The following is a 7,266-nucleotide window of genomic DNA, read 5'->3' on the forward strand; positions in this document are numbered from 1 at the left end:
ACGGGGGGGGGGGGGGGGGGGGGGGGGGGGGGGGGGGGGGGGGGGGGGGGGGGGGGGTGGTGGTGGGGGGGGGGGGGGGGGGGGGGGGGGGGGGGGGGGGGGGGGGGGGGGGGGGGGGGGGGGGGGGGGCCGCGGGCCCGGGGGGGGGGGGGGGGGGGGGGGGGGCCCCCCCCCCCCCGCGGGGGACGGTCATCGCGCGTTGGTCAGGGCGTACCCCAGGAGACTGCGCAAGGCGGCCGACTGGCGGTGGCGCAGGGCCCCGGGGACCATCGTCAGCGCGTGCAGGCGCATCGACAGGTGGCGGCGGGCGGCGCGGGCGGCCTTCGGCCAGCCGTGCCCGTCGAGCTCGTCGGCCACCTCGTTGAAGAAGCGGACGGCCTCGCCGAAGCGGGCGCCGGACACGGCCTCCGAGGAGGACAGGCTGCCCGAGTGGCGCCGGTAGCGGAAGGCGGTGGCCGGCTCGACCACGAGCTTCTCGCCGCGCCGGATCAGCTCGATGATCAGCGCCAGGTCCTGGATGACCGAGAGGTCCTCCCGGAAGCTGATCTCCTTGACGGCGTCGGCGCGCCACACGATCGAGGGGAAGTAGAGCCAGTTGCCGCCGAGCAGGTTCGCCGCGAGCGGCTCGCCCTGGAGCACCAGCCGCCGGCCGGTGTTCTTCGGGGCGTACAGGCGCTTCTTGACCTCGTCGCCCAGCGTCGTGGAGGCGTTGCCGTGCTCGTCGATGACCTCGACGCCGGGCTGGTAGATCGCCGCGTCGGGCACGGCCGCGACGGCGGCGCGCATGGTCGCGACGTAGCCCGGCAGCAGCAGGTCGTCGCTGCCGAGCATGGTGAAGTGGGTGGACTCCACCAGGTCGACGCACTTGCGGAAGTTCCGGGTGATGCCCAGGTTCTGCTCGTTGCGCTGGTACCGGACCCGGCTGTCGCCCAGGGAGGCGAACCACTCGGGGACGTCCGGCTCCTTGCCGTCGTCGACGACGGTCAGCCGCCAGTCCTCGTCGGTCTGGTCGAGCACGCTGCGCACCGCGGCCTGCATCAGGGCGGTGTCGCCGTAGTGCGGCAGCATGATGTCGAGCGTGCCGAGGCCTTCTGTCCTGCGCACCGCGGTCACTTGCCCTTCCCCTTGGGGCCGAGGGCGGAGCGGCGGCTGAGCGCGAGCAGCAGGATCATGCCGATCCGGCCCAGGTAGAGCGTGGCCTTCCACGGCGACTGGCTGGGGGTGCCGGTGGCGCGCGGGCGCATCGCGACGGGCACCTGCTCGACGCGGTAGCCGGCCCGGACGACGGCGATCGTGGACTCCACGGTGTCGCCCAGGTACTCCACCGGGTACCAGTGCGCGAAGACGTCGATCAGGTCGCGGTTGGAGGCGCGGAAGCCGGAGGTGACGTCGGTGAGCCTGGTCTTCGCCATCCGCGACAGCCAGAAGGCGAGCACCTTCATGGCCCACTTGCGGGGGCCGCGGGTCTCGTAGTCGCCGGTGCCGGCGAAGCGCGCGCCCATGACGAGGTCGGCGCCGGTGTCCAGGCGCGCCAGGAGCTCGGGCACGTTGCGCGGGTCGTGCTGGCCGTCGGCGTCGACCTGGATGGCGACGTCGTAGCCGCGGTCGTGCGCGTAGCGGTAGCCGGCGCGCATGGCGCCGCCCACGCCGAGGTTGTACGGGAGCGTCATCACGGTCGCGCCCGCGCCGCGGGCCACCGCGCTGGTGTCGTCGGCCGAGCCGTCGTCCACGACGAGGACGTCGACGCCCGGGAGCGTGGTGTGGACCTCCTTGATGACGTCGGCGACGCCCTCGGCCTCGTTCCACGCGGGCATGATGATGAGTACGCGCTTGCCGTCGATCACTTGCGGCCCCCCTGCGCAGCCTCGTCGTTCTCCCGCGCGAGCTGCCCGCGGAGTTCCTGTACGTCGATGCGGAGCAAGGCCACTTCCTCCGAAAGTGTGCGGCCCTCCTCTTCCAGGTGACCCACCTCCCAGCTGAGCTGGAGGCAGACGATGAAGAGGAACGCGACACTGAGGAAGAGGATCAGGCTGACGCCCGAGGCCACGCCCACCGCGCGGGCGACCGAGTCGAGACCGGTCGGGAAGAAGCCGAGCGGGATGATCACCAGTCCGGTGAGCACCCACAGGAACGCGTACTTCTCCTTGAGCTTGCGGCGGCGCAGCAGCTCGACGATGCACGCGACGAGAAAGACTCCGGTGACCGAAGTCAGCATCCACAACTTCACGCGGGGCTCCGGTCTATCGGACGACTCATGGAAAGGGCCTGTCTACTTCCGAAGTGGGGGTCAAAAGGCGCCGTAAGGCTGCAGCCCACTGTCCGTCGTGGGGTTACGGAGAGTGAGGGAATGGTGATCATTCCTATGAGTGGACCGAACGGTAGCCTACACGAGAGCGAAGAACGAGGGTCATCACGGTGACCACCGCCAGTGACCCCACGGCGTAGGCGACCTCGACCCTGGTGCGCAGCTCCAGCGGACTCAGCGTGACCGCCAGGAGAACGCCCGTTCCCACGATCCAGGCCAGCAACTGCTGCCGTGCGGCGCCACTCGTGAGGAGCGCCTGACCGAGCACCATGGCCAGCATGTAGAGCGTCGTGCCGAGCGCCAGCCACATGAAGTCCACCGGCCCCAGCACGTCCGGCGAACCGAACAGTACCGGCAGCAGCAGGGGCCCCAGCGCGACCGCGCCGACGCCGAAGGCCGCGCCCAGGCCCGCCGTGATCCCGCTCGCCCGCAGCAGCAACCGTCGGTAGCCACGGCTGTCGCCCTCGGCCTGCGCCGTCGACAGCCCCGCCAGCAGCGAGGCCTGGAAGGCGCCGAAGGCGAACAGCGGCACCCGGGCCAGGACCAGCGCCGAGAGCAGCGCGGCCACCAGGGCGCTGTCGTCCGTGGCGATCAGCTTGGTGCTGATCACCGCGATGTTGACCAGCACCTGCGCCAGCAGCGTCGATCCGACCAGCAGACCCAGGTGCTCGATGAGCTCCCGCCAGTGCGCCGTCGAACCGGGCCGCGCCCCGCGCAGCACCGGCGGCAGCGTGGCGAGCACCGAGACCAGCGGCGCCACGGTCATCACGGCGGCGAACACGAACGCGGAGGTGACCCCGCCGAGCGCCAGGGCCACCGACAGCACGATCCGCAGCAGGCCGTCCAGGCCCAGCTGCAGCCCGTACGCCTCGAAGCGGCCCAGTCCGGCCAGCACGCCACGGGTGACGTGCGCGCAGGCCAGCGCCGCGAAGGCGCCGCCGAGGGCGAGCACCAGAGAACGGTCGCCGTGGAAGAAGAGGTCGGCGATCGGCCCCGCGAACAGCGCGAGCGGCAGCAGCACCGCGGCCAGCAGCCCGAAGGAGAGCGCCGCCCCGCGCCGCAGCACGGGCAGGGCGCCGTCGCCGGCCACCACCCGGGCGGCCACCACGCGGGTGACCTCCTGCTCGACCGGGAAGAACAGGCCGAGGCCTATCGAGGCGACGACCGTCCACAGGACGGAGAAGCTCGCCATGTCGTCGACGGACAGCGAGTGCCCGGCCGCCGCGAGGTGCACGTAGTTGGCCCCGCCGAGCAGCGCGGTGCCGACACCGACGAAGGCGGTGCCGCGCGGCAGGGCCGTGGTGATGCGGTCGAGCAGGGTCACGCGCCGGACCGTCCGCCCGGCGCCATGGTCTTCAGCGCCTCGGTGAGCTGGTCGCGCCAGTGCGGCTGCGGGGCGACGCCCGCCTCGGCCCAGCGCTCGTGCGCGAGCACGCTGTAGGAGGGCCGGCGCGCGGGGCGCACGAACTTCTCCGACGTGGTCGGCCGCACCCGCTCCGGGTCCAGGCCGGTCAGCTCGAAGGCCGCCCGCGCCAGGTCGAACCAGGTCGCCGTCTCGGAAGCGGTGCCGTGGTAGACGCCCGCCGGGGCCCGGCCCGCGACGGCCGCCTCGCCCAGGTCCCGCAGCTGGCGGGCCAGGGCGCGGGTCCAGGTCGGCTGGCCGCGCTGGTCGTCGACGACGTCGACGGTCTCGCGCTGCTCGGCCAGGCCCAGCATCGTCGACACGAAGTTCCGGCCGTGCGCGCCGTACAGCCAGGCCGTGCGCACCACGTAGCCGCGCTCGGGCAGCAGCTCGGCCACCGCCCGCTCGCCGGCCAGCTTGCCGCGGCCGTAGGCGTTCACCGGGGAGGTCGGGGCGTCGTGCCGGTACGGCTCCGTGGCGTCGCCCGGGAAGACGTAGTCCGTGGAGACCTGCAGCAGCACGGCGCCGCTCTCGGCGCAGGCCGCCGCGAGGACCCGCGGCCCCTCGCCGTTGATCCGGGTGGCCGCGGCCTCCTCGGTCTCGGCGCCGTCGACGTCGGTCCAGGCGGCCGCGTTGACGACCACGTCGTGGCCGGCCACGGCCGCGCGCACGGCCTCGGCGTCGGTGATGTCGAGCTCGGCGCGGGTCAGCGCGGTGACGTCCGCGCCGGCCTCGGCCAGGACCTCGGCGAGGTCACGGCCGAGCATTCCGGCGGCACCGGTGATCAGCCAGCGGAGGGGGGCTTCGGCGCTCATCAGGCCAGCGCCGCCTTGGCCTTCAGCGGCTCCCACCAGGCGCGGTTGTCGCGGTACCACGCGACGGTCGAGGCGAGGCCCTGCTCGAAGGTGACGAGCGGCTGGTAGCCGAGCTCCTCCTGGATCTTGGCGATCGACAGCGAGTAGCGCAGGTCGTGGCCCTTGCGGTCCTCGACGTGCTCGACCATGTCCCAGCCCGCGCCGCAGGCGTTGAGGAGCATCCCGGTCAGCTCCTTGTTGGTGACCTCGGTGCCGCCGCCGATGTGGTAGACCTCACCGGCCCGGCCGCCGCGCAGCACCATCTCGATGCCCCGGCAGTGGTCCGAGACGTGCAGCCAGTCGCGGATGTTCAGGCCCTCGCCGTACAGCGGCACCTTCTTCCCGTCCAGCAGGTTCGTGGTGAACAGCGGGATCATCTTCTCGGGGAAGTGGTACTGCCCGTAGTTGTTGGAGCAGCGGGTCACGACGACGTCCATGCCGTGCGTGCGGTGGTACGACAGGGCCAGCAGGTCCGAGCCCGCCTTGGAGGCCGAGTACGGGGAGTTCGGCGCGAGCGGCCAGTCCTCGGTCCAGGAGCCCTCGGAGATCGAGCCGTAGACCTCGTCCGTGGAGACGTGCACGAAACGGCCGACGCCGTGCCGCTTGGCCGCGTCGAGCAGGACCTGGGTGCCCAGCACGTTCGTGGTGACGAACGGCGAGGAGTCCAGGATCGAGCGGTCCACGTGGGACTCGGCGGCGAAGTGCACGACCGCGTCCTGGCCGCGCATCGCGTCGTCGACCGTCGCGTAGTCGCGGATGTCGCCGTGGACGAAGGTGTAGCCGGGCCGGTCCGCCACCGGGGCGAGATTGGCCTCGTTGCCCGAATAGGTGAGGTTGTCCAGGACGGTGACCTGGGCGCCTTCACCCGAGGGCAGCTCTCCGGAGAGCAGTGCCCGCACGAACTGTGAACCGATGAACCCGGCGCCGCCGGTGACGAGAATCCTCATAAGGGCCACCATTCTATGGGCTCGGCTTCCGCCACCAGTTCGCCGGCCGTTCCGTGGCCGTTCTCACGGTCGCCCCCCGGCGGCGATGGTGAGCGGCCCCGGCACGCTGCCGTAGGCTGCGTGCCCATGCGTGGAATTTTGCTTGCCGGTGGTACCGGCTCCCGACTGTGGCCGATCACCCGAGCCGTGTCGAAGCAGCTGATGCCGGTCTTCGACAAGCCGATGATCTATTACCCCCTGTCGACCCTCGTGATGGCGGGGATCAGGGAGATTCTGATCATCACCGGACCGGAGGAGCGCCCGCAGTTCGAGCGCCTTCTGGGCGACGGGTCCGATTTCGGACTGGACATCCAGTTCGCGACCCAGGAGCACCCGAACGGAATTGCCGAGGCATTCGTCATCGGCGAGGAATTCATCGGGAACGAGCCCGTCGCCCTGATCCTCGGCGACAACATCTTCCACGGCGTCGGCCTCGGCCGTCAGCTGGCCAAGTACGCGCAGCCCGAGGGCGGTGTGGTCTTCGCCCACGCCGTCTCCGACCCCACCGCGTACGGTGTCGTCGACTTCGACGAGAACGGCGTCGCCCGCTCCATCGAGGAGAAGCCGAAGAACCCCAAGTCCCGCTACGCGGTGCCGGGTCTCTACTTCTACGACAGCCGGGTCGTCGAGATCGCCAAGGGCCTGGAGCCCAGCGCCCGCGGCGAGCTGGAGATCACCGACGTCAACAAGCACTACCTCGAGCGCGGCGAGCTCCAGGTCTCGGTCCTCGACCGCGGCACCGTCTGGCTCGACACCGGCACCTTCCAGTCCCTCGTCCAGGCCTCCGAGTACGTCCGGGTGGTCGAGGAGCGCCAGGGCATGAAGATCGGCTGCCTGGAGGAGGCCGCCTGGCGGGCCGGCTTCATCGACGCCGAGCGGCTGCGCGCCCTCGCCGAGCCGCTGACCAAGAGCGGCTACGGGAACTACCTGCTCGACCTGCTCGCGTACGAAGCCGACCAGGCCTGACGGCCCGCAGAGAGGACCGACCCTTTCCATGAAGGTCAACCCGCTTGGCATCGAGGGTGCCTGGGAGTTCGTCCCGCAGCAGCACGGGGACGCCCGCGGCCTCTTCCTCGAGTGGTACAAGGCCGACGTGCTCGCCGAGGCCGTCGGTCACCCGCTCGGTCTGAAGCAGGGCAACCTGTCCGTCTCCGCCGCCGGGGTCGTGCGCGGCATCCACTTCGCCGACGTGCCGCCCGGCCAGGCGAAGTACGTGACCTGCGTGCGCGGCGCGGTGCTCGACATCATCGTCGACGTCCGGGTCGGCTCGCCGACCTTCGGCCGCTGGGAGGCCGTGCGCCTCGACGACCAGGACCGCAAGGCCGTCTACCTCTCCGAGGGCCTCGGCCACGGTTTCTGCGCCCTCACCGACGACGCGACCGTCACCTACCTCTGCTCCGAGGGGTACGCGCCGCAGCGCGAGCGCACGATCCACCCGCTCGACCCGGCGATCGGCATCGACTGGCCCGTCGACGGCGAGCCCGAGCTGTCCGCCAAGGACGCCCAGGGCCCGACCCTGGAGCAGGCCCGTGAGGCCGGCATCCTGCCGGTGTACGAGGAGTGCCTGGCGTTCCGGGCCTCGCTCGCCGAGCGCGGCTGAGCCCCCCTGTCCGCGGCGGCGGGCCCGCCGGGCCCCCCCGGGGGGGCCCCCCGGGCCCCCCCGGTTGGCCCCCCGCGCCGGTGGGGGCCCCCCAAAAGTGGGGCAAAAAACGCGGGGGC

The 7,266-nt window shown here is 72.0% G+C and carries 8 protein-coding genes; 2 read left to right on the forward strand and 6 right to left on the reverse strand.

All coding sequences use genetic code 11. The annotated features are described in order from the left end of the window. Window positions 1–189: 189 nt before the first annotated feature. The 6 genes from ACIGXE_RS01805 to rfbB all read right to left on the reverse strand — a co-directional run bounded on the left by ACIGXE_RS01805 (window position 190) and on the right by rfbB (window position 5,508). Window positions 190–1,113, reverse strand: a complete 924-nt coding sequence (locus ACIGXE_RS01805) for a glycosyltransferase family 2 protein (RefSeq protein WP_399741474.1) — start codon at window positions 1,111–1,113, stop codon at window positions 190–192. Beyond that, complete coding sequence (locus ACIGXE_RS01810; protein WP_399741477.1) at window positions 1,110–1,844, reverse strand: glycosyltransferase family 2 protein; 735 nt, start codon at window positions 1,842–1,844, stop codon at window positions 1,110–1,112. The genes ACIGXE_RS01805 and ACIGXE_RS01810 overlap by 4 nt, the downstream gene beginning before the upstream one ends. Next, the gene (locus ACIGXE_RS01815; protein ID WP_399741480.1) at window positions 1,841–2,215 is read right to left on the reverse strand and encodes a DUF2304 domain-containing protein; all 375 of its coding nucleotides are present in this window, start codon (window positions 2,213–2,215) and stop codon (window positions 1,841–1,843) included. Before ACIGXE_RS01815 ends, ACIGXE_RS01810 begins: the two co-directional genes overlap by 4 nt. Before the next feature lie 145 nt (window positions 2,216–2,360). Further along, a complete protein-coding gene (locus tag ACIGXE_RS01820) occupies window positions 2,361–3,629 on the reverse strand; it encodes a lipopolysaccharide biosynthesis protein (RefSeq protein ID WP_399741483.1) in 1,269 nt (422 codons plus the stop codon). Next, on the reverse strand, window positions 3,626–4,522 hold the full coding sequence (gene rfbD, locus ACIGXE_RS01825; protein ID WP_399741486.1) for a dTDP-4-dehydrorhamnose reductase: 897 nt from the start codon (window positions 4,520–4,522) through the stop codon (window positions 3,626–3,628). The genes ACIGXE_RS01820 and rfbD overlap by 4 nt, the downstream gene beginning before the upstream one ends. Further along, window positions 4,522–5,508: a dTDP-glucose 4,6-dehydratase gene (gene rfbB, locus ACIGXE_RS01830; RefSeq protein ID WP_399741488.1), complete on the reverse strand. Its 987-nt coding sequence runs from the start codon at window positions 5,506–5,508 to the stop codon at window positions 4,522–4,524. The genes rfbD and rfbB overlap by 1 nt, the downstream gene beginning before the upstream one ends. 126 nt (window positions 5,509–5,634) lie before the next feature. On the opposite strand from rfbB, the gene rfbA reads away from it, so the two are divergent. Further along, window positions 5,635–6,513, forward strand: a complete 879-nt coding sequence (gene rfbA / locus ACIGXE_RS01835) for a glucose-1-phosphate thymidylyltransferase RfbA (RefSeq protein ID WP_399741491.1) — start codon at window positions 5,635–5,637, stop codon at window positions 6,511–6,513. Window positions 6,514–6,541: 28 nt separating this feature from the next. Next, on the forward strand, window positions 6,542–7,147 hold the full coding sequence (gene rfbC / locus ACIGXE_RS01840) for a dTDP-4-dehydrorhamnose 3,5-epimerase (protein ID WP_399741494.1): 606 nt from the start codon (window positions 6,542–6,544) through the stop codon (window positions 7,145–7,147). Window positions 7,148–7,266: the final 119 nt, after the last annotated feature.

Source organism: Streptomyces sp. NPDC053431, assembly GCF_044544925.1.
In the GTDB taxonomy this organism is placed as follows: Bacteria; Actinomycetota; Actinomycetes; order Streptomycetales; family Streptomycetaceae; genus Streptomyces.